This is a genomic window from Thermacetogenium phaeum DSM 12270 (genome assembly GCF_000305935.1).
Taxonomy (GTDB): Bacteria; Bacillota; DSM-12270; order Thermacetogeniales; family Thermacetogeniaceae; genus Thermacetogenium; species Thermacetogenium phaeum.
Genome location: NC_018870.1, coordinates 227,874 through 247,555, shown reverse-complemented (window position 1 = coordinate 247,555; position 19,682 = coordinate 227,874). Strand labels below are relative to the sequence as shown.

Annotated in this window: 22 protein-coding genes; 9 read left to right on the top strand and 13 right to left on the bottom strand. The window is 62.7% G+C overall.

The window, feature by feature from the left end; genetic code table 11:
- Window positions 1-202 precede the first annotated feature (202 nt).
- Complete coding sequence (locus TPH_RS01300) at window positions 203-469, bottom strand: ribbon-helix-helix domain-containing protein (protein WP_015049417.1); 267 nt, start codon at window positions 467-469, stop codon at window positions 203-205.
- Window positions 470-714: 245 nt separating this feature from the next.
- Here TPH_RS01300 and TPH_RS01295 point away from each other — a divergent pair, with 245 nt between their 5' ends.
- The gene (locus tag TPH_RS01295) at window positions 715-2,622 is read left to right on the top strand and encodes a tetratricopeptide repeat protein (protein ID WP_015049416.1); all 1,908 of its coding nucleotides are present in this window, start codon (window positions 715-717) and stop codon (window positions 2,620-2,622) included.
- Window positions 2,623-2,759: 137 nt separating this feature from the next.
- On the opposite strand, the gene TPH_RS01290 is transcribed toward TPH_RS01295, so the two are convergent.
- The 6 genes from TPH_RS01290 to TPH_RS01260 form a co-directional block, all read right to left on the bottom strand.
- Window positions 2,760-3,164, bottom strand: a complete 405-nt coding sequence (locus TPH_RS01290) for a HEPN domain-containing protein (RefSeq protein ID WP_015049415.1) — start codon at window positions 3,162-3,164, stop codon at window positions 2,760-2,762.
- A 25-nt stretch (window positions 3,165-3,189) separates the two neighbouring features.
- On the bottom strand, window positions 3,190-3,657 hold the full coding sequence (locus tag TPH_RS01285) for a nucleotidyltransferase domain-containing protein (RefSeq protein ID WP_201764471.1): 468 nt from the start codon (window positions 3,655-3,657) through the stop codon (window positions 3,190-3,192).
- A gap of 230 nt (window positions 3,658-3,887) precedes the next feature.
- Window positions 3,888-4,295, bottom strand: a complete 408-nt coding sequence (locus tag TPH_RS01280; protein ID WP_015049413.1) for a type II toxin-antitoxin system VapC family toxin — start codon at window positions 4,293-4,295, stop codon at window positions 3,888-3,890.
- Window positions 4,279-4,554 carry a YlcI/YnfO family protein gene (locus TPH_RS01275; protein ID WP_015049412.1) on the bottom strand — a complete coding sequence of 92 codons (276 nt, stop codon included), beginning with the start codon at window positions 4,552-4,554 and terminating at the stop codon, window positions 4,279-4,281. The genes TPH_RS01280 and TPH_RS01275 overlap by 17 nt, the downstream gene beginning before the upstream one ends.
- Before the next feature lie 250 nt (window positions 4,555-4,804).
- Window positions 4,805-5,596 (bottom strand): DNA methyltransferase, encoded by a 792-nt coding sequence (locus TPH_RS01270; RefSeq protein WP_015049411.1) that lies wholly within the window; start codon window positions 5,594-5,596, stop codon window positions 4,805-4,807.
- Between the two features lie 332 nt (window positions 5,597-5,928).
- Window positions 5,929-6,168: a 4Fe-4S dicluster-binding protein gene (locus TPH_RS01260; protein WP_015049410.1), complete on the bottom strand. Its 240-nt coding sequence runs from the start codon at window positions 6,166-6,168 to the stop codon at window positions 5,929-5,931.
- A 567-nt stretch (window positions 6,169-6,735) separates the two neighbouring features.
- Between TPH_RS01260 and TPH_RS01250 the strand changes: the two genes are divergently transcribed.
- The 7 genes from TPH_RS01250 to TPH_RS01215 all read left to right on the top strand — a co-directional run bounded on the left by TPH_RS01250 (window position 6,736) and on the right by TPH_RS01215 (window position 12,105).
- Entirely contained in the window at window positions 6,736-7,437 is a 702-nt protein-coding gene (locus TPH_RS01250; RefSeq protein ID WP_028991182.1) for a response regulator transcription factor, read from the top strand.
- Window positions 7,412-8,986, top strand: coding sequence for a sensor histidine kinase (locus tag TPH_RS01245; protein WP_015049408.1), 1,575 nt, complete (start codon window positions 7,412-7,414; stop codon window positions 8,984-8,986). Before TPH_RS01250 ends, TPH_RS01245 begins: the two co-directional genes overlap by 26 nt.
- A gap of 209 nt (window positions 8,987-9,195) precedes the next feature.
- Window positions 9,196-9,786 carry a GerMN domain-containing protein gene (locus TPH_RS01240; protein ID WP_015049407.1) on the top strand — a complete coding sequence of 197 codons (591 nt, stop codon included), beginning with the start codon at window positions 9,196-9,198 and terminating at the stop codon, window positions 9,784-9,786.
- 681 nt (window positions 9,787-10,467) lie between these two features.
- Window positions 10,468-10,695, top strand: a complete 228-nt coding sequence (locus tag TPH_RS01230; protein ID WP_015049406.1) for a DUF1659 domain-containing protein — start codon at window positions 10,468-10,470, stop codon at window positions 10,693-10,695.
- A gap of 42 nt (window positions 10,696-10,737) precedes the next feature.
- Complete coding sequence (locus tag TPH_RS01225; protein ID WP_015049405.1) at window positions 10,738-10,956, top strand: DUF2922 domain-containing protein; 219 nt, start codon at window positions 10,738-10,740, stop codon at window positions 10,954-10,956.
- An 88-nt stretch (window positions 10,957-11,044) separates the two neighbouring features.
- Window positions 11,045-11,245, top strand: a complete 201-nt coding sequence (locus TPH_RS14555) for a YvrJ family protein (RefSeq protein WP_028991184.1) — start codon at window positions 11,045-11,047, stop codon at window positions 11,243-11,245.
- Window positions 11,246-11,493: 248 nt separating this feature from the next.
- Entirely contained in the window at window positions 11,494-12,105 is a 612-nt protein-coding gene (locus TPH_RS01215; RefSeq protein ID WP_015049403.1) for a hypothetical protein, read from the top strand.
- Between the two features lie 149 nt (window positions 12,106-12,254).
- On the opposite strand, the gene TPH_RS01210 is transcribed toward TPH_RS01215, so the two are convergent.
- The 6 genes from TPH_RS01210 to TPH_RS01190 all read right to left on the bottom strand — a co-directional run bounded on the left by TPH_RS01210 (window position 12,255) and on the right by TPH_RS01190 (window position 18,994).
- Window positions 12,255-15,077: an O-antigen ligase family protein gene (locus tag TPH_RS01210; RefSeq protein ID WP_015049402.1), complete on the bottom strand. Its 2,823-nt coding sequence runs from the start codon at window positions 15,075-15,077 to the stop codon at window positions 12,255-12,257.
- Between the two features lie 114 nt (window positions 15,078-15,191).
- Entirely contained in the window at window positions 15,192-15,752 is a 561-nt protein-coding gene (locus tag TPH_RS01205) for an HD domain-containing protein (RefSeq protein ID WP_330216587.1), read from the bottom strand.
- A gap of 164 nt (window positions 15,753-15,916) precedes the next feature.
- Window positions 15,917-16,576: a hypothetical protein gene (locus TPH_RS01200; RefSeq protein WP_015049399.1), complete on the bottom strand. Its 660-nt coding sequence runs from the start codon at window positions 16,574-16,576 to the stop codon at window positions 15,917-15,919.
- A gap of 228 nt (window positions 16,577-16,804) precedes the next feature.
- Window positions 16,805-17,080, bottom strand: coding sequence for a hypothetical protein (locus TPH_RS15005; RefSeq protein WP_148275809.1), 276 nt, complete (start codon window positions 17,078-17,080; stop codon window positions 16,805-16,807).
- Between the two features lie 70 nt (window positions 17,081-17,150).
- Window positions 17,151-17,669, bottom strand: coding sequence for an SH3 domain-containing protein (locus tag TPH_RS01195; RefSeq protein WP_015049398.1), 519 nt, complete (start codon window positions 17,667-17,669; stop codon window positions 17,151-17,153).
- A gap of 260 nt (window positions 17,670-17,929) precedes the next feature.
- Window positions 17,930-18,994, bottom strand: a complete 1,065-nt coding sequence (locus TPH_RS01190; RefSeq protein ID WP_015049397.1) for a glycosyltransferase family 4 protein — start codon at window positions 18,992-18,994, stop codon at window positions 17,930-17,932.
- Window positions 18,995-19,191: 197 nt separating this feature from the next.
- On the opposite strand from TPH_RS01190, the gene TPH_RS01185 reads away from it, so the two are divergent.
- Window positions 19,192-19,680, top strand: a complete 489-nt coding sequence (locus tag TPH_RS01185) for a DUF4330 domain-containing protein (RefSeq protein ID WP_015049396.1) — start codon at window positions 19,192-19,194, stop codon at window positions 19,678-19,680.
- The last annotated feature ends 2 nt before the right edge of the window (window positions 19,681-19,682 follow it).

Genomic DNA, 19,682 nt, shown 5'->3' with positions numbered 1-19,682 from the left:
TTTTTTCTGCAGAATTTCATTTTCCTGCTTCACAAGAGAATACGAGGAATGGCCAGGCAGGCACGTTTATGCGCGGAAGATATATCATGATGAAAAGGGGGCTGCAGGAGCTGCAAACTTACATCGGCACGCGCCGAAAACGGCACTTTCCGGCTCGGATAAGTTATAGGCATATACCAGTATGTTTGTATCCACAAGAATCTTACCGGTCATAGAGGTCATCCCTCCGCCAGCTTCTACCGATCTCCGCCGAGGGATGGGCGGTTTCCCTCTGCATCTTGATGCGATCCTCGATGAAGGCCTTTTCAGCCTCCCAGGCTTTCAAGTTGTGCCCGGCTGCCATGCAGGCATTCAGGTGGGCTTCAAGGGCACGCCGTACCAGTTCCGCTTCAGAAACCCCCGTCGCCCGGGCCAGCTTTTTCAAAAGGTAATCATGATGAGGATCGACGTAGAACTGTTTTCGGATCATCTTCTAACCCCCCTTCGATATACATTATTCATTATAGCCCGGGACGAACGGTTCTTGCACCCCACCGGCTCGGCAGGCTGCCGGGGGGCACAAAAAGCGCCGCAAATTTTCCCCCGCTTATTTTTTAAAATCCCCGGCGCCCGGGCAGGAAGAATGCCCTTTTTGCCGAAAAGCTATAGACAGGCCATACCTTCCCGCCGCTTCTGAGGAAGGCACCATCAACTTCCAGGGAGGTAATAAGAAAAGTGAAAGCGGATAAGGCAGAGCAGCTTCTCATAAAAGGACACGAGGCACTGGAAGCAGGCGACTTTCGGGCCGCGGCAGAGGCCTTTGCAGAGGCCCTGAAAGAGGAAGATTCCACACCCCCGCGCAACAACCTGGCGTATGCCGTCTTCATGGGAGGAGAGCCCCGGCGCGCCCTCGAGGTCATCGAACCGCTCTTAAACCCGGAAGGCGGGAGCAGTCAGGCGAACCCCTTTACCTACGCCCTGGCCGCCAGGATCTACTGCTCCCTCGGCCAAGAGAAGGAGGCCCGCCGGTGGCTCCGGAAGGCCGAACGCTCCTTCGACGAGGGGCTTTCCGCACTGCGCCACCGCAGGGCAGGCGCTCTGGAGATGCGCACGTTCCAGGAGTACACGGCCATCATCATGCAGGCGGCCGGAGACTTAAGAGACCACCGGCTGGTGTTCGACCTCTACCGCCGCTGGGAATCCTACCACGTTCTCACCGAGAACAGGTACCTGGCAGGGGTGGCCTCCTTCAACATGGGCCGCTACAAGCGAGCCGCCTCCCTTTGGGGCTCAATCGCCCACGCACACCCGCTGTTCTCCGACATGGAACTGGTCGCCTTCCTTATGGAACGCGACATCTTTCCCCCCTTTGAGCTGAGCTACAAACACCACTCCGAGGAGAAGCTCATGAAAATGGTTCAGGATGCCGCAGCAGATGAAGAGGCGCGGCGCCGCTGCGTGGAGAACGGCTTCTTCCGAATCAGGACGCTGGCCCAGATAGCCGAAGAAAGGGATTCGGAAGGGAGCCAGGTGGCCTTATACAATCTGGTGTACTACGGTGGGGAGTGGGGCGAAAAGCTAGGGCGGAAGGTGCTGGAAAACTCCTGGTTTCCCCTCCCTCTGAAAATGGGAGCGGCGCATGCCCTGGTAGACAGGGGCATTCTGCGAGAAGATGAACCCGTTCCCGTGCTGATCGACGGCGAGCAGCGGCTGATTCACTTCAAAACCATCAGCGTAATGCTGGAGCCGGATGAGGAGCTGGACAAAGTGGTGCAGCACGCCGTCGAGCTGCGCGACCAGGGGAAGATCGCAGAGGCCACGTCCCTGCTGCAGGATTTGCTCCAGCAGGAAAAATACTATCCCCCGGCCATGATGACCCTCGCCAACCTCCTGCGCCAGCAGGATAAACTGGAGGAAGCCCTGGATCTCATGGAGCTGCTGGAGGAAACGGCGCCCGAAGACCCCGCCGTTCTCTTCAACTTTGCCGCACTCATGCTCCAGATGGATGATCCGGAGCAGGCGCGCGCCTACCTTAACAGGATCGATCCGGACGAGATCACAGAAGAAATCCGGTCGAAGATTGAACTGCTGGAGGAGGAAATCGAAAAGGCAGAGCTGAGGGACGACCTCCTCTCCCTGCCCGAACGAATAATGAAATTCTTTACGGAAGATCAGCGCCAGGAGATCGAGAAAAAGACCCTTCCCGCAGACGCCACCCTGGCCAGGGGGCTGAAGAACATGCCCGCAAATTGGCTGACGGCAGCCTGCAAGGCGCACGGCCTGAAGCCGTTGCGCCACCGCCGGGAGCGGGAAGACCAGCTCGTGGAGTTTCTCACCGACCGGAAAAACCTTGCCAGAGCCGTCGAGAATCTGGACGCCGCAGAAAGGGAGCTGCTCGAGTATCTGCTGCAGCGGGGAGGCTGGAGCAGGCTGAACGCCGTCACCAGGAAGTTCGGGAGCATGGAGGGGGACGGCTTTTACTGGGAGGAGAAGAAGCCTCAGTCGATCCTCGGCACCCTCTGGTCACGGGCACTGGTGATGGTCGGGCGCACCAGCGTTTCCGGACAGCGCTGCAAGATCGCCACCATCCCCATCGAGCTGCGGGAGCCGCTCGGGGAAATCCTGGGCAATAGCAACGGTTAGTGACCTCCTCCCACCCCTAAAGGGGTGGGCTTCCTCTTTCACCGAGGAAAGCTTACGCGGATGTAGGGGTTGCTCCCCAGTATCCGCACAGCGGCATCCCTCTCCGAAGGGGTGAACGGCTTGCGCTCACAGCCAGATCAGAGATACCCCTTCTCCCTCAGGTAGCCCCTGACGGCATCTCCAACCTCTACCGCTTCTTCCCTTAATTCAAGATATTCATCCTCCGAAAACGAAAAAGCCGGGTTGTAATCCGCTTCCTCTCTGTATTTCATCAGTCTTGAAAAAACGCGTGAGCTTTTCACGTCGAGGATTCCCGGCTTTACAAAACGAATCCCTATCAACCTTGAGATGCCTTCATGGGTTTTCGGCTCCAAATCTTCCGATAAAAGCAGCGCTCTAAAGTGATAAAAAAGATAATAATACAAACGGGAAACGGCGTCGTTGTAAAAACCACCCGCGTTCAAATAGTCTGCCGCATCGAGAAGATGATTTGCCCTGTTGATTTCCTCCCTGATGTTTTCCCGCTTATTCTCATCGATCACAGAAAACACCCTCCCGCCACAATAGCTATAAAAGGGACACCCCTTCTCTTTCGATGTCCAGCCCTATTCTTCTCTCCCGCCGCTTCAGAAGCTCGAACTGCTCCTCAGACAGAACGAGGGTTGAAAGGCAGAGATCGCGCTCAAGCTCGATGTCGGCAGCCTTATCGAAGACGGCTTTTTTTAAATTTCCGGTCAGTCCTTTTACGATCACAGCAACGTCAACGTCGGAACCGGCCCCGTAATCCCCTCTCGCCTTGGAGCCGTAGAGGTAAAGACCGACCAGCCGGTCGCCCAGCATCTTCCGCAGCTCTTCTCTCAACTCAGCCAACGCCGCTTTTTCCGCGGCCGTCAGGTACTCCACTGCGCTCACACCTTTCTCGGCCCCGTCATCATTCCAGTACCCCCACCGCGTCCTGTGCCGGCCTGACATTAAAGAGGCGCACCGGAATGCCGTCCGGCAGGCTGTTGGGACAGCGCCTCCACGCGCAGCCACCCGCCTTAACAGATATTTTCCAGCCCTCACCAATAGTTTATCACAAACCGTAGCGATCGAAACACGGCGGACGTCCCGTCCCTCTGCTGTGCCGTCCGCGTGCTGCCGTTCCGTCCACGGCGGCCGCGGCCCCCAGGCTTCAGCTCCCCTTTCAGAACGCCGCCCGGCTCCGGCAGGCCCATCCGAGCGCGCCGTGTCGCAGAAAACTTTGACAGTTCCCGTTCTCAGTCCTACCTGCTGCTGCCCCCTGCGGGACCGCCGGGGAAAACCACTTCGACTGAGGGAAAATCCTCAACGTTCGCCGTTACCACCTTCAGTCCCTTAAGTTCGGCGGTCGCCGCTATGAGGCAGTCGGCCATTCCGAGGGTCCTTCCTTGCGCGGCCTGATCGCGGCGGATTTCCGCAGCGCGCCTTGCAACCTGGCGGTCTACGGGAAGTATGCTCCACGCCTGCAACAGTTCCTCCACGGCGGCCCGCGCCTTTTCTGTGCGCGCCCCGAATAAGAGTTCGTGGTACACGATCACGCTGGTGGCCGCCATCCCGGAGGTGACTACCTGCTCCAACCAGGTGGAGGCATCGGAAGGCAGCCTGCCGGTTAAGTGGTCGATCAAGACGCAGGTGTCAATCAGAAAAGCCATACGGTAACCTGCTCTCCTCTCTGCGCACCTTCCGCACCCACTCCGCAGCAGGGATTCCCGCCCAATCCGGTGCGTCCTCAGGCCCGAGGGAACCGCGGGTCTTCTTCAGTCCCCGGAGCCGCATCTCACGAGAGATTTTCTCCCGAACCGCCTGAACGATGAACTCGTTCCGGCTTACGTTGAGATCGTTCAGGAGTTCCTCCAGGGACGCTATAACGTCGGTTGGGAACCTCATATGTAACACGCGTGTATTCGACATAAATGTAACACCTCCTGATCACATTATAGCCAGCCGGGAGGTGCAGTTCAATATTATCGTGATGGTGAGTTCTTCAGAAGACAGTTGCTTATTATTATAGTTTCGCAGGGCTTCAGCCTGGGGTTCGAGCAGGCAGCAGAGCGCCCCTCCTGCGACGGCGCAGCCGGCCGGGCTGCGGAGCCCGCCGGATGAAGGGAAGGGATGGTGTGGGACGGGAAGAGCGGAAGGCCGCCCCTTCTGAGATAAAAGGTCACCTCTTCTGGAAGATCAGGATGAACTCGTGCACCTTGTTGACGCGGAAGACCGTGGGGTAACCCAAGGGGCGCAGGTTGTTGTACTCCCGGCGGCGGTCCCAGATGATGATGTCGTCCAGGGTAAACCCCACCTCCCGCAGCTTTAAGCTGAGGTCCATGTGCAGAGGGTAGAAGTCCGACCTCTTGCGGACGTCCATGACGATGACGATGCAGTAGCAGCCGGGGATCAGGGTTTTGTAGACCCCGGCGAAGACCCGCTGCAGGGCATTCAGGAAAGCCGGGTAATCCGCGACGTTCCCCAGGTCCTCGGGGTGGGAGCCGTAGTTGCGGACGGGCTTGCCGTCGGCGGTGCGCTTCCGGTTGAGAACGTTCCAGTAAGGGGGGGAGGTGATGCAGAGGCTCACGCTCTCCGGCTCCAGGTATTCCTCCAGCTGCAGGCTGCTCTTCTGGATGATGCGGGGATAGCGGTCGGGAGGCCCGGCTATCTTCTGCAGCCGCCGCCCGGCGAGGGCGACGTATTCCTCCGAGATCTCGAAGCCGACGGAGGGCAGCCCTTTTTTAAAGGCGGAGCAGAGGGTGCTGCCGCTCCCCAGGAAGGGGTCGAGCACCAAACCATCCTCTTCCCGTCCGAAGATCTCGATCAGCCGGTCGGTGAGGCTGGTGGGAAACATGGCCGGGTGCCGGTAGCTGCGCTCTTCGGCGTCCTTGACGTCGTCCCAGATGCTGATGGAGTAGCGCAGCCAGGTCTTCCCGTCGAGCGCCGTCCTTCTTCCGCTTCTGGCAGCCATCGGCCTTCACACCCGTCCTTTCGTCAAAAACCGCTTCTTTCTTGCCCGTGCCCTTCCGGGCGCCCGCCTACCAGGATACTTCGCCGCTTCCGACGCTTTTCCTGCCCGGCGGCGGCCGCGGGGCCGGGCCGACGGCCTCTGCCGCTCCGGCTGTTCGCCTTCGCCGCGGCCGCGCCTTCAGCCCCCTCCGGCGGGGTGCGGCCCCTCGGCCCTCCCCCCTGCTCAGCCGGCACCGGCCCCCTTCGGTTAAGGCTGCCCGCCGGGAGGGGAAGCCCCCCTTAGAACAAAAAAGTTCCCCATCGCAGCAATGGGGAACCTCAGGAGTCGGGCGTTTACGAAGCGTCCGCAGCTTTGAGGCGCTCCACGGCGTTGACCGGGCAGGCCCGGTAGCAGCGGCCGCACCTGGTGCAGGTGTCTTTATCGATATCGTAATAAGCCGACCCGTTGTAATTCACGTAGACGGCGCCGCTTCCACCCTCATAGTTGCAGACGTACCAGCAGGTGGCGCAGTCCATGCAGAGATCCTGCTTGATCTCAAAATCGAATTTATATTTCTTCTTCTCCTCGGCCAAGACAAAATCCCCCCTTCCCTGATTAATCAGGTATCATAACCTTAATTAATAACTTTTCGCCGGCAGCTGCCAAAATCCTGCACCGGGAGGCAATTTCTTTCCTCCCCTGGAAAGGACGCTCGAAAGGGCGTTTTCCGGCCGGCGGGCTGCCGCAGGAGGCCTCACAACAGGAGGCCTCAGAAGGCGTTTTCTCTGCGAGGGGGTGTTATTCCGGCGCCGCCGGCTGCTACTGCAGGGGTGCCCGTATTTTCTGCACATCGGGGTGTCCGGCCGCCGGCCGCTGTCGCCTGTCGCCGCCCGCCGCAGGGGCAGCCTGGATCTGGAAAACAGGAATACGCCTTCCCGAGCGAGAATTCTAACGACAGGGAAAGGCACAGGGGCGGATTTTCGGTTCACGGATGATCTTTATGCATTCTTCTGCCGTCACGCCATCCCGGATGCCCGGCCGTTTTGAGGCTTGAAGGCGGGCGCCGTAAGCAATGAGCCGAAGGGGAGATTTTCCTGCAACAACCCCCCGGACGGCCCTCGGAGCAGGGGCGGCGCCGGGAACGTGCGGCAGCGGGAGGGATGAGATTGCGTGTACTGATCGTCGAGGACGAAAGATCGCTGGTCAAGGGGCTTAAGTACGCCCTGGAAAAGGAGGGCTACCGGGTCTCGGCCGCCTACGACGGAAAGGAGGCCCTGGAATTCCTGCGCCACAACCGGGTCGACCTGATCATCCTCGACCTGATGTTGCCGGAGATCGACGGCCTGGAGGTCTGCCGGAGGCTGCGGCAGAGGGACAACACGCCGATCATCATGCTCACCGCCAGAGGGGACGACGTGGACAAGATAGTCGGGCTGGAGCTGGGGGCCGACGATTACCTGGCCAAACCCTTCAACACCAGGGAGCTGATCGCCAGGATGCGCGCCGTCCTGCGCCGCACAGCATCCTCCGCTCAGCAGCCCGGGCCTGCCCGAGGGGTGCTCACCTTCGGCGGGCTGGAGATCGACCCCGGGCGGCGCCGGGTAACCGTTGAAGGGAGGCCGGTCGAGCTCACCGCCAGGGAATTCGACCTCCTGCTGACGCTGGCCCGCCGCCCCGGGCTCACCTTCACCAGGGAAATGCTGCTGGACCAGGTGTGGGGGGAGGATTACTTCGGGGACAGCAGGGTGGTCGACGTCTACATCCGCAGGGTGCGGGAGAAGATCGAGCCCGATCCCGCCCGCCCGCGCTGGATCATCACCAAGTGGGGAGTAGGCTATGTTTTCGCAGACGAAGAGGGGTAAGGGGCACGCCGGGGAGGGCGCCCATCAAAGAGGCCGTGACCAGGGGACACCGCCTGCAGGCGGCACTGGCGCCGAAAAAGGGGAGAGAGTTCCTCCGGCACCGACCGGCCGGAGGGACGCCCCCCGCTTCGGGATCCGCACCAAGCTGGCCGGCACCTATCTCCTGGTGATCGCCGTGATCCTCGTGGTGATCAACGGTGTCGCCCTGCGCGCCCTGGAGGAGAGCTATCTGCACGACCGGGGGGTGAAAACCCTGGCCAACGCCAACATCATCGCCCTCGCCGGTCAGGAGACCCTCCTGCGCCACGACCGCAGCACCTTCTACTTCGTCAGGGACTTCGGAACGCAGATGGAGGCGCGCGTCCTGGTTCTCGACCGGAAAGGGAGGGTTGCGGTGGATTCCTTCGGTGAGAAGTGGCTGGAAGGACAACTGCTGGAGCACGAGGAGGTGACCTCCGCCCTCTCCGGAACGGGCAAAACAGGCGTCCACAGGCTTGAGAGCGGCGAAAGGGTGCTCTACGCCGCCGTGCCCATCATCAGGGATGAAAGCGTGGCCGGAGCGGTGATGCTGGTGACCGACCTCAAGGACATCGATGAAGCGGTCGCCGACACCCGGAGGCTGCTGGCCGCCGTCTCCGCCGCCGGAGGGGTGCTCGCCCTCCTGGTGGGGCTGATGCTGGCCGATCACTTTGCCAACTCCCTCAACCGGCTGGCGGATGCGGTCAGGATGATCGCCGCCGGGCACTTCAACCGGCGGGTAGAGATCAACAGCCGGGACGAGATCGGCCTTCTGGCGCGGGATCTCAACGAAATGGCGGCCAAGCTGGAAGAGGCCGACAGGACGCTGAGGCACTTTCTGGCAGATGCCTCCCACGAGCTGAAAACGCCCCTTTCCTCCATCAAGGTTCTGGCGCAGTCCCTCCTGGAGGCGAAAGAAATGGACCCGGAGGTCTGCCGGGACTTTCTGCGGGACATCAACGGCGAAGCCGACCGGATGGCGGCCCTCGTCGACGACATGCTGCACCTGACCAAACTGGACGACCCCGATTACCCCGTCACCTTCGGAGAGGAAAGGGTGGGGCCGCTTCTGACCCACATCAAGGGGCTGCTGGCGGGGGAAGCGGCTCAGAAGGGGATCGCAATCCACCTGGAGGAGGAGCCCCAGGGGATCTCCTGGCCGCTCAACGGCCAGCTCTTCACCCGCATTTTCCTCAACCTGCTGGACAATGCGGTGCGCTACACCCAAGATGGCGGCCGGGTCACCATCACAGCTGCGGTGGAGGGGGAAGAGCTGGCCGTCAGAGTCGAGGACAACGGCCCCGGCATCCCCCCGGAGGCCCTGCCCTACATCTTCGACAGGTTCTACCGGGTGGACCGGGCGCGGTCGCGGGCGACGGGTGGCACCGGTCTCGGCCTGGCCATCGTCAGGCAGGCGGTGCGCCGGCACGGCGGCACCGTGGCGGTGGAGAGCGCACCGGGGAAGGGAACGGCCTTCGAGGTGCGCTTCCCCCGAACGCCGCCGCAGCGGAAAGGGGGCTTCGGGGCCTGAGCCGCAGGACTGCCCGCTTCCCGGAAGCCCCCTCAACCCCACCCGCTGCCCCCTGCTTCCTGAGGACCCGCCCCGAAAAGCTTCCCCTTAAACCCTTAACAATCTGTAATATTTTTGTAACAATCGGAGATAAAATTGAAATAAGCAGCTGTTATAGTAGCTACAGAACCGCAGGGATTTGAAAACTACCCGCAAAGGGAGGGTCTGAGATGTCGTTAACAAACAGCCGGCTGTTCCGCAAGTCTCTAATGGCGGCTCTGGCGGTGGCCCTGGCGGCGGTCCTGGTGCTGGCTACAGGGGCCTGGCTCAGGTCGGAGCCCCAAAGGATGCCGGTAAAAAGCAGCGAGCAGAACAAACCGGACATCAGCGCCCAGCCGCAGGAGACCCTGGCGAAGGTCACCCTTTACTTCGGCGACGGGGAGGCGATGTATCTGGTCCCGGAGGAGCGGGAGGTCGCCAAAGAAACCAGGCCGCTTGAGGAGGTCGTCATCGAGGAGCTGATCAAGGGGCCGCAGAACCCGGACCTTACCCGCACCGTGCCTCAGGAGGCCAAACTCCTCTCCGTCAAAGTGGTGGACGGCGTGGCCTACGTGAACTTCTCCAAAGAGTTTCAAACCAAGCACTGGGGCGGCTCCGCCGGGGAGCTGATGACCCTCTACTCGATCACCAACTCCCTGGCCGAACTCCCGGGGATCGAGAAGGTGCAGTTCCTGCTGGAGGGTGAGACCCAGGAGGCAATCCTGGGGCACGCCGACACCACCCAACCCATCGCACCCAACTGGGAGCTGATCAAAGAGTAACCGCAGGGAAAAGGAAGACCCTCAAGGTTTCAACAACCGCAAAGACGCTATCTCTCAAAAGCTCTTCATAACGGGCGGGGCAAGACCCCGCCTCCTTTTTTACTGCCGCCGACGCTGCCTCAGGTGGAAAAGGCATCCGTCGCTCCCCGGCCGGCGGAGTGAGCCCCCTCCTCCCGGCGGGGGTGAGGACTCCACTTATGCCTGAGGCGGAGTGAGCATCCATGCTTCAGGCCGCGGACGCCCCTGCCCCCGCTTCCGGCGAGGGCAGGCGCAAATCCGCAAGAAAGCCTGCCGGACGTGAAACCCGGATTTTTTTATGAAGTGGTATTTCCAAAATGCGCCCCGAATCCGCCCCCTCAAGGGGTGCGCAGTTCAGAAATTCGCCCCGCGGCGGCAGCGACCGTCTTTCCGGCGGATGCACCCTGCCCGCCGGCGCACCTCCGCCGCTTTTGTCCTCCCACCCGCGTCCTGTGTTTCCCTTTAAACCGAGCCGGCCAGAAGGCCGACGGGCCGCACCTCCGGGCGGGCCTTCCCCGCCCTTCGCATTTCCGGTTTACCCCCGGGAAAACTCACCCCTTCACGCCCTGATGCGGCCTTTGCATGGGAACACCTGTTCCCTCTATAATGATGGCGACAGGGAAACAAGCCCTCTCAAAAAGCAGAAAAAGGAGGTGAGACACCATGCCCGTCAACGCAATTCCGCTGACCAGCGCCATGGAGATCGTGGTGAGGGCCGGCACCGACGCCAACGGAAACCCCATCCTGTCCACCAGGACCTACCGCAGCGTCAAGACAACCGCCGCCGATGAAGACGTCCTGGCCGTCGGACAGGCCCTGGCCGGGCTGCAGGCCAACCCGGTCGACTCCATCCGCCGGGTGAACGAGGTCGTACTCGAGCCGGCCGTCTAACGGCGGCGTATCCCCTAGCTGAGGAAAGGAGGTGAAGCAAAAGTGGCCAGCAGGCTGGAAATGGTGTTCATCACCGAAGGGGGCGGGAGGTTCCGCATTTCGGTAGCCGACCCCCGCCCGGACCTGACGGCCGAGGAGGTGGAGTCCGCCATGAATGAGGTCATTGCTAAAAACATTTTCTCAAGCCGGACCGGGGACGCCAGCGCCATCCTGAGCGCCCGCATCGTGACCACGGAGACGGCGGAACTCATTACACCTTAAATTGAGGCTGCGTTTATGACCACTCCCTGCCTGCCGGAGCCCCCGGCGGGCAGGCTGTTTTAAAGATCACCGGAGAGGAGGGAGACAGGTGGAGGACATCTGGATGCAGATCGGAAATTACGGCTTCCCCATGCTGGTGGCGGTCTACCTTCTGGTGAGGGTGGAAAAGAAGCTGGACACCCTGACGGAGGCCATTACCCGTCTGGAGCAGGTGCTGTCCCTATACCTGCGCTCGTCTGACCACGGGGTCAAAGAGCCCACCCAGGCGGCCGCTGCCGGCCCCCGCTGAAGGGAGAACGCCGCAAGAAGTGCCCCCGCGGCCCTTTAGAGGAACTGGGGAATTTTAACCGGCGCAGATTCAACGGCCCCCACCGGGGAGCCCGGCGTCCCCGCAACGGCCAGCGCTCGGCAAAGCGGGGGAGAGGAGCCCCGGCCGGCAGAGGGGGGATCAAAAAGACCGCCATTAGATGACGGCTCACGAACTTGACATGAGAACACATGTTCGTATATAATCGAGCGTAAGGGAGGTGGCAGCAGTTGCCAAAAGTGGATTTTTCTCAGATCTGGCCGGAGCTCATCGGCCTCGTTCCCGTTTATGCCAGGGACGGCACCAACGGCACGCGGATTCTGCTGGAGCACCGACAGGCCATCTTCAGCGATCTGAAGACGAAGACGCTGCTGGCTCAGCTGGCCCGCACCTTCCTGTTCGACCTGCAGGCGGCGCGGCGGGCCTTCGGCCGGGTCTGCGGGAGGTGTTACGCCATCCCCGTGGCCATCCGCCCCGGCCTGGTGCTCCTGCCGGTGCGCGCCCGGCAGGCCCGGGTCAAGGACGACGGGACGCGCGCCTACATCGTCAAGGCCAAGATCCGCTCGATCCGCCCGGAGTACCGCGGTCTGAGGAAGGCCGGGACGCGGTTTTCGTTCTGCGACGGGAGCAGCCTGGTCGTGCCGCACCGCTGGTCCAGCGTCAGGGAGATCCTGCTGGCGGCGGATCTGGTGGAGAAGGAGGCCGCAGGCCTCGGGGGGTATCCCAGCGGCGGCTCCGGCGGGCCGACGCCCTTCCGGGCGCGCGAAAGCCGCCCCGACTATTGCTACAGGAACTGCCCGCAGTCCGGGCTCTGCCGCCCTCCGGACGGCGAGGAGGATTAAAGCCGCCCGGAGGGCCTTCATTTTGGAGATGGCCGTTCGTGAAGGATGCGAGTTCGAAGAAGGGGGAAAGGCCGCTTACGGCCATTTTGCGGGCTCGAGAAGCGGAAAAAATTTTAGATACTGCTTTCCTTGCCGGCGGAATTCAGGCGCTACCGGGGGAGGATCCTTTGAAGGCGGTCGCGCTCCTCCGCAAGCTCCGGCTTGAGCTCGAGCGCCCGGCCTACCAGCTCCTTCCCCTCGGCGGAGCGTCCCATCCGCTCCAGCACCAGGCCTCTCCAGAGGAGGGCCTCCGCCTTGAAGCGATCATCCCGTTCGGCCCCGGCAAGATACTCGACGGCTTCTTCCCGGCGCCCCAGCAGGGCCGCCGCCTCTCCGGCCGAGAGCTGAAGGGACGGCGTCACCGCCAGCTGCGGCGCTTTGACCCAGTACCTCCTGTAGGCCTCCGGCACCGCGGCCATGCGCCGCTTCAGGCGTTGCGGCACCTGGGCGGCCTTCACCAGGTAGTCCCGCGCTGCCCCCTGCGGCTCCCCGACCTCCTGGGATGTCCCCTCTTCCCCCTGCCGGGAATCCTTCAGCGGCCGCTCCAGCAGGTAGCGTCCGGCGCTCAGGTAGCCCTGGGCGAGGTCCTCGTAGAGGCTCTGGCGGAGGGGAGCCAGCGACAAGGCCTCTTCCAGCTGGCGCACCCCTTCCTCCACCTGCCCGGCTCTGAAGAGGGCACCGGCGTAGAGAACCCTGGCACCGGCGTCACCCCGGTTCAGGCGCACTGCCTCCCGCAGCCTCTCCAGCGCCAGCCCGAGCAGCCTCCCGTCCCCCTGCTCAGTTCCCGCCTGCATGTAGATCCTCCCCAGCTCCATCCTGTAGGAGGCCTTCCAGGGATCGCACTGCGCCGCCCGCTCCAGTCCGTTCACGACCTGCTGGGCGTTCTGCTCCTTGGCGGCAGCAGTGGCGCCTGCGGCGTACTTCTCACCCAGGAAGAGATTCAAGGAGACGAAGAAGACGAGGAACGCCGCCAGGCCGACGGCAGCCCCCTGGAAGAAGGGGCTCGACGTGAAAGTCCGGCGCTCCTTTAGCTTCTTCCCCCCTGCGGGTGCGGCCTCTTCAGAGGGAACGAAGAGCCGCTGAAGCCCGCGCTGCAGCCCGAAGAGCCCCCACAGGAAGAGGGCGACCGCCCCTAAGGAGAGGTTGAAGTCCAGGAAGGAGTGAATGCCGAGGGCCAGAGCGGCGGCAAAGATCGCCCAGGACGTCCCCTTCACGTCCTCCCCAACCCTTCCTCTCAGCACCGCCACAGTGCTTAAGAGGAAGCAGAACCAGACGGCGAGAAAGGCCAGCAGGCCGGGGAAGCCCGTCTCCACGCCCACCTGCAAGAAGTGGTTGTGCACCTCGGTGGAAGAATAGTAGTAGTCCTGATACTTGTGGTAGAGGGAATTCCAGCCGCCCCCGCCGGTGCCCAGGAGGGCGTTGACCGGCCCGGCGGTCATTATCTTAAGAGCATCCCTGCTCCAGAGCAGGCGCTCCTGGGCGTTCTTCTCCTGAAGGGAAATGCTCTGCACCCGCTCCATCCAGGACTGCGGCAGGATCCGGGCAGCAGCCGCCGCTGGTGTGGAGGCATGGCGCAGGGCGTAGTAGCCGCCGCCGGCGGCGATCAGGACCGCCAGCACCCCGGCCGCCGGCAGCACCCAGGGCCTCAGCCGGCGGCGCCGGGCGCCCGGTGCAGGGGCAGGACGCGGCTGCTCCAGGCGGTGCCAGAGGTACTGCAGGCCGGCGGCTAAGGCCGCACCGGCCAGCACCCAGAGCCACCCCTTGAGGGCGGCCCCACCGCCGGTGCAGGCCATCACCCTCCCCGAGACCAAGACGGCGCAGAGCGCCTGCAGGAGGAAGCAGCCCAGAGAGCGCAGGCGCGCCCCTCCGGGGAGGCCGGCGAGGAGGACGATGAGCCCCAAAGGATAGATCAGGTAGGCGCCCCGGGACTGCGTTCCCAGGAAGGTGAGGAAAAGCAGGTAGTTGCCCGCCGCCAGCAGCAGGCGGGAGGGGAGCTTCACGGCCACCGCCTGGAAGTAGAGGCCGAAGAGGTTGACGGCGGTCAGGAACGAGGCCAGGGAGTTGGGGTACTGCAGGCTGGAGTAGATCCTGCCGCCGACGAAGGCGTCCTTGTAGCGGAAAGTGCCGAAGGCCGCCCCCAGGCCGAGCAGGGCGACCCCGGCGCCGCTCAGAAAGTAGACGGCCAGATAGCCGCGCACGGCGTTGAGGGAGCGGACGACCGAGGCCAGCAGCCAGTAGACGGCGGTGTAGTTGGCTATCTTCAAGACCGCCGCCGCGGCTTCCCGGGCATTCCAGGCCACAGCAGAGGATGTGAAATAGAGCCCCAGCAGGATGAAAACGGCGTAGTCCAAAGGAGCCCGAAAGAAGGAGAGCTCCCTCCGGGAAAGCTTGTAGAATGCGAAAAGAGCGAAGATCACCGCCGTGTACATGTGGGTCGGCAGCAGCTCCCGGGAGAAGAAGAGACCGCGGAAGTAGGGCGGGTAGAAGAGCAGGACCGCCAGCATGACGGCAACCAGGCCCTCGACGCTGCAGAGCCGCCGCAGCGTCCTCCCGCTTTCCGCAGGCAACACACCCTGAAGGGAGGCGGCCGCCCGGGAGAACCACTCACCCCGGCCGCTCCGGGCCGGCCCGCCCTGGTGCCCTGCCGCTTTCTTCGAGGCGGCAGCCCCCGTCCCGGAGCTCAGCCGCAGGCGGATCGCCAGCCGCCGGATAGAATCCTGGAGGCCCTCCGGAATCCGGAAGCGCGGCCTCCTGCGCCTGACCCCCTTGGCGGCGACTGCTTCCCGCTCCTTCTTGCTCCTCAAAGGAACGACCTTTTTGCGGCCGCGCTTTTCGGAAAGGCTGACCACCTTCCCCTGCGCCGCCTTCTGCAAAGACCGTCCGGCGGCCTTCTTGCTCCGCGTGCTCCTTCCTTTTTGCTTCTTTCCTGGCATCTCCAACCCCCCGCTGCCTGTCTCGCCAATCTGCCCGTCCTCGCCCGACACCTCAGGCCGGCTCGGGCGCTGCCGGACTGCGAACCGGCCTTACTCCAAAACCGTCCGGCCGTTTCAGGCCAGGCCTAAAGAAGAGGCTATCCCCTGCATCCCCTTCAGGGCTATCTCGAAGAACTCCTCCAAGGGAACGCCGAACTCCTCACAGGTGCGGATCTGGTCCCTGTTGGCTCCCCGGGCGAAGGCCTTGTCCTTGAACTTCTTCTTGATGGACTTCACCTTGACCTCCCCGAGGGTGCGCGAAGGCATCACGTAGGCGGTGGCCGTGATCAGGCCGGAGAGGGGGTCGGTGGCGTATAAGGCCTTGGCCAGGAGGGTGTCGCGGCTGATCCCCTCGTGGTCGTTGTGGGCCTTGACGGCGTGGACAATCTCCCCGTCGAACCCCAGCTCTTCCAGCATCTCCCCCGCCACCAGGCTGTGCCGGTCGGGGTCGTCCTTGGTCTCCTCGTAGTCGATGTCGTGCAGAAGGCCGGCCAGGTACCACTTCTCCTCATCCTCGCCCAGCCGCCGGGCCAGCCCCTCCATAATGGCGGCGGTGGCCAGCATGTGATTGACGAGCTCGGGTGTGTGAACCTTTTCCTTGACGAGGGCCAAAGCCTCTTGGCGCGTCATCTCCATCACCTCAAAAAAGTTTTTCTCCTGCTGCTACCCGTGACCTCCTCCCACCCCTAAATGGGTGGGCTTCCTCTTTCACCGAGGGAAACTTACGCAGATGCAGGGGTTGCTCCCCAGTATCCGCACAGCGGCCTCCCTCTCCAGAGGCTTGAGTTCGGGCGGCCCCATTATTTTTTTTCCATTCTCAATAACCGCAATTCACGGTCGTACTCCAGGAACTTCAAATCGTGCTCGGCGGTGCGCCGGCGCAGGTAGTCCAGCCCCTCTTCGATGCGTGCCAGACTGTTTTTGATGCTGGCATAGTAATCCAGCGATACCTGGCGGGCATCGAAGAGCGCCCGGATCTTTTCGAGAATTTCACCGTCCAGGCGGGTCTCCACCCGCAGCTGGAGCTTCTCCAGGTTATCGATCCGGGTTCCGATATCACCCATCCCGGTTTCGACCTGCCCTATACGGTCTTCCACTTTCCCCATCCGGATGTCCAGGCCTTCCAACCGGCCTTCTACCTTCCCCACCCGGGCGTCCAGACCTTCCAGACGGTTCTCTACCTTCCCCATCCGGTTCTCCAGACCCTCCAGCCGGTCCTCTACCTTCCCCACCCGGGCGTCCAGACCTTCCAGACGGTTCTCTACCTTCCCCATCCGGTTCTCCAGACCCTCCAGCCGGTCCTCTACTTTCCCCACCCGGGCGTCCAGGCCTTCCAGACGGTTCTCTACCTTCCCCATCCGGGCGTCCAGCCTGTTCTGCCCATCCGCGAGCGCCCTCTGGCCTTCGGTCAGCTCTCGCAGCTGCCTCAAAACCAGTTCCTGGAACTGCTCGTTATCCACCCCGCTCCCCCCTTTTTTCTGGACAAGAAGATCTAACTGCACTTAAACCGTTTACCCCTTTTATATCGCCTATCTCAACGTCCTTGTACTGCCCGAAAATACGTTTCGGTTTATCCTTACACCTGCTCTCGGATCTTTCGGTTAAACTCGCCTAAAACTCGTCGATAGATAAGCAGCCGACCGGCTCCTATGCGCCTTCCCTGGCGCAGAGTCGTCTACCTCGACATCCTATTTCGATTCGGCTGCCGTTTGCTGCTCCTTCGTCAAGGGCGAGTAACGACCTCCGTCAGGTCGCTGCGCCGGCAAGGATAAACCTTTTTTTCGTTCCTCTGTTGGTGCCGCCGCCAGCGGCACGATGGTCTGCTGGTGACAGCCGACGGCGACCGCCTCTTGATCCCCCGCAGCGGACGGCTTTCGGCAGGGGCCGCAGAGAAGGCCGCAAAAAGAAGCGGCTGCCGGCCGCGGGCCGCACCTCACCGGTGAAGCCCTAAGCGGACGGGACACCTGGCCTCAGGGCCGACGGGCCGGTTTTCAAAAACGAGGGATTTAAGCCGATGGAAGCAGTTGCCGCCCCTCAGGAGGGGGCGGTAACCAGCCAGGCGGCGATCCAGGCCGTCTTCCCGTCGCCGAGGCGCACCCGGTACCAGTCCCCCTCCCGGCCGACCACAGTTAAGGGCTGGCCCGGCAGGGCCTTCCCCACGATTTCGTGGTTCGTCCCGGGGCCGCTCCGGAGATTGACGTAGCTGTTCCCCTCTTTGATGTAGACGACACCATTGCCGGGGGCCGGTGTGCTGCTGCCGGAGCCTCCGTCAGAGCCTCCCCCGGGCTGTTCGGGGGCGCTTTCGTAGCGCTTCTGAAGCCCGGCAAGCTCCTCCTCCAGCTTCAGGGCGCGCTCGTTGAGGGCAGCGACCCTTTCCTCCAGTTCACGGACGTAGCCCTTCACCCGTTCATCAACGTAGCTGCGCGCCACCAGGGGATCGGAGGCGCTTCCCGGCCCCTCCCCCCCGGCGAAGACAACCGAGCCCAGCAGAAAGCCAAGGCCGGTCCCGACGACCAAAGGCAGGGCGAACAGAAGATACCTTCTCCACTTCATAAGAAAATCTCCCCGTCCTGAAAACTTCAAAAAACCGCAGCGGCCCGCCCGGTTTTTGCCAGAATCAAAGTCATCCGGTCAGAACCGTGCGCCAGAATCATACGATCGCTCCCCAAACCTCGACGGCGGAGCGCCTCGCAGCCCTCAACAACAGAAGCGCCCCTGCAGGCGGCACCGCTCGGGTCACTTTTTTACGCACCGCCGCGAGGCCCTCTCGCCGGGAAGCGCCGAATAATACCCCCTTAACTCTTTTCCGCCGGTCACGCTCCGTCGGATGGTGCCTTCTCGGAAGCCGGGGACGGCACCGCGGAGCTCACGGAAAAGAGCCCGATCTTGTTGGCGGCGGCCAGCACACCCGCCAGCACGATCAACAGCAGCAGCATCCCCTGGTCCGTGGCCAGGCGGGTGAGGAGCACGGCGCTCCCCCCCAGCAGGAGGTTGACGCCGTAGATGACCAGCACCGACTGCCGGTGCGTCAGACCGAGGTCCAACAGACGGTGGTGCAGGTGCTCACGGTCGGCTGCGAAGATCGGCCGGTGTCTCAGGATCCTGCGAACGATGGCGAAAACCATATCGAAGATGGGGATGCCGAGGATGAGGATCGGCAGGATCAGGGAAAAGGCGGTCGCCGACTTGGTGAGGCCGACTGCCGCCAGGGAGGCCAGCATGAAGCCGAGGAACATCGATCCCGTGTCCCCCATGAAGATCTTCGCCGGATGGAAGTTGTGCGGGAGAAACCCGAGGCACGCCGCCGCCAGCAGCAGGGCAAAGGCGGCGACCAAAGGCTCCCCCTCCCCGAAGGAGACGACGGCCACCGTTCCGGCGGAAATGGCGGCAACCCCCGCCGCCAGGCCGTCCAGCCCGTCTACCAGGTTGAGGGCGTTGGTAATGGCCACAACCCAGAGGATGGTGACGGGTATGCTGAAGCTCCCCAGATAGATCATCCCGCCCAGGGGGTTGGTGACGAAGTCAACCCGGATCCCCCAGGCCACCAGGACGGAGGCGGCCGCAATCTGCCCGGCCAGCTTGGCCCAGGGGGAAATCCCGCGCCAGTCATCGATCATGCCCACCAGCAGGACGACGAACCCCCCTGCCAGCAGGCCGGTGAGCTGATGATTGTGCGGCACCACCAGCAGGGACGCCGCCGCAAAGCCCAGGAAGATGCCGAGGCCGCCCCAGGAGGGCACGGAAACCCGGTGCACCTTCCTCCCCCCGGGCCGGTCGACGGCGCCGGCCAGAACGGCCAGCCTTTTGACGAACGGCGTCAGCACCAGGGGTATGCCCAACGCAGTGAAAAATGCCACGGTAAGTGAAGGCAGCTCCACGGTTTCTCCATCTCCCGCAATCGGTAATCACAATATACATGATAAATGATAACCAAAGCACCGGCAAGATTTTCATATGAGCCTATAACTTCTTAAGTTCGCCGTCTTTCCGAAAGATCCTCTTTAAGTTTCGGAGAAATTTCGCTAAGATAAGAGGAGCAGAGAGAGGCCGTGCCTCAACGTAAGGAGGAATCGCAGTGCGGGTCATCGACGACAGAGGGAAGTTGTTCGGGCTGATCAACCCCATCGACCTGTTGGCGCTGGTTCTGGTGCTCGCCGTCGCCGCGGGCATCTACCTGAAGGTGCACCCGGCCGGGCAGGCGCAGGAATACGCCACTGCCGACGTTCTCGTGGAGGCGGCCTTCATCCATCCGGAAACGGCGAAGGCCGTCAAGGTGGGGGACAGGCTGGTGGCCAACGGCAGCTTCACCGACGCCCGCATCATCGACGTCCGGGTGGAGCCGGCCCTGATCGCCACCACCAAGGCCGACGGCACCCGGCTGCTGACGAGGGACCCCTTTAACATGGACCTCTACGCCACCATCAGGGGCAGGGTCGCCCTCGGGGAGCCCGACCTGCGGGTGGCCGGACAGGAGGTCCGGGTCGGGAAGGACGACTTCTACCTGAAGACGCAGACGGTGCAGCTGAAAGCGCAGGTACTCAAGATAGACATCCACGAGGATTAAGG

Bases quoted from the DNA above. Each gene is read 5' to 3' on its own strand.
- TPH_RS01280 (WP_015049413.1), bottom strand. From the start codon at position 4,295: ATGGCTTTTCTGATTGACACCTGCGTCTTGATCGACCACTTAACCGGC.
- TPH_RS01240 (WP_015049407.1), top strand. From the start codon at position 9,196: ATGTCGTTAACAAACAGCCGGCTGTTCCGCAAGTCTCTAATGGCGGCT.
- TPH_RS01245 (WP_015049408.1), top strand. From the start codon at position 7,412: ATGTTTTCGCAGACGAAGAGGGGTAAGGGGCACGCCGGGGAGGGCGCC.
- TPH_RS01210 (WP_015049402.1), bottom strand. From the start codon at position 15,077: ATGCCAGGAAAGAAGCAAAAAGGAAGGAGCACGCGGAGCAAGAAGGCC.
- TPH_RS01230 (WP_015049406.1), top strand. From the start codon at position 10,468: ATGCCCGTCAACGCAATTCCGCTGACCAGCGCCATGGAGATCGTGGTG.
- TPH_RS01250 (WP_028991182.1), top strand. From the start codon at position 6,736: ATGAGATTGCGTGTACTGATCGTCGAGGACGAAAGATCGCTGGTCAAG.
- TPH_RS01300 (WP_015049417.1), bottom strand. From the start codon at position 469: ATGATCCGAAAACAGTTCTACGTCGATCCTCATCATGATTACCTTTTG.
- TPH_RS01275 (WP_015049412.1), bottom strand. From the start codon at position 4,554: ATGTCGAATACACGCGTGTTACATATGAGGTTCCCAACCGACGTTATA.
- TPH_RS01270 (WP_015049411.1), bottom strand. From the start codon at position 5,596: ATGGCTGCCAGAAGCGGAAGAAGGACGGCGCTCGACGGGAAGACCTGG.
- TPH_RS01205 (WP_330216587.1), bottom strand. From the start codon at position 15,752: ATGGAGATGACGCGCCAAGAGGCTTTGGCCCTCGTCAAGGAAAAGGTT.
- TPH_RS01195 (WP_015049398.1), bottom strand. From the start codon at position 17,669: ATGAAGTGGAGAAGGTATCTTCTGTTCGCCCTGCCTTTGGTCGTCGGG.